General features: G+C 63.2%; 1 pseudogene. It reads right to left on the reverse strand.

The features are described from left to right. Nucleotides 1-101: 101 nt before the first annotated feature. A pseudogene (gene urtD, locus AC27KI_RS26205) lies at nucleotides 102-816 on the reverse strand (urea ABC transporter ATP-binding protein UrtD); the annotation flags it as partial. Between the last annotated feature and the right edge of the window lie 5 nt (nucleotides 817-821).

Here is an 821-nt window from a genome sequence, read left to right on the forward strand (position 1 = left end):
ACTTTCTTTTGGCGAAGCAAAAGAAAGTGAGTGCGCCGCCGGGCGCAACTCCCGGCCCCGGAACGTAACTGAACAGCAAACGCAAAAAACAACCCAACCCATCACCGCCCCAGATAAACCTCAATCACCCTCTCATCCCCCTGCACCTGATCCAGCGTCCCCTCCGCCAACACCGCCCCCTCGCACAACACCGTCACCTTCTCCGAAATCGTCCGGATGAACGACATGTCATGCTCCACCACCATCAGCGAGTGCCGCCCCTTCAAGGTCAGGAACAGCTCCGCCGTGCGAGCCGTCTCCTCGTCCGTCATCCCCGCCACCGGCTCGTCCAGCAGGAGCAGCTTCGGGTCCTGCATCAGCAGCATCCCGATCTCCAGCCACTGCTTTTGCCCATGGCTCAGATTGCCCGCCATGCGCGCCACGCTGCCGGCCAGGTGGATGGTGTGCAGCACCTCGGCCAGCCGGTCCGACTGGGCCGAGTCCAGGCGAAAGAACAGGCTTGAGGCCACGCCCTTGTGCGTCTTCAAGGCCAGCTCCAGGTTCTCGAACACGGTGAGCTGTTCGAACACTGTGGGCTTTTGGAACTTGCGGCCGATTCCCAAGCCAGCGATCTCCGGCTCGTTGTGCCGCAGCAGGTCGATGGTGCTGCCGAAGAACACGGTGCCGCGGTCCGGGCGGGTCTTGCCGGTGATGATGTCCATCATCGTGGTCTTGCCCGCGAGCCGTTGGGGCCGTGATCACGCAGCGCAGCTCGCCCGGCGCCGATGTCCACGGTTGCAGGCCGTTGATTCGGCCGTTGAAGCCGTCGAAGCTCACTCACG

This window comes from Acidovorax sp. KPB24-03 (assembly GCF_057546605.1).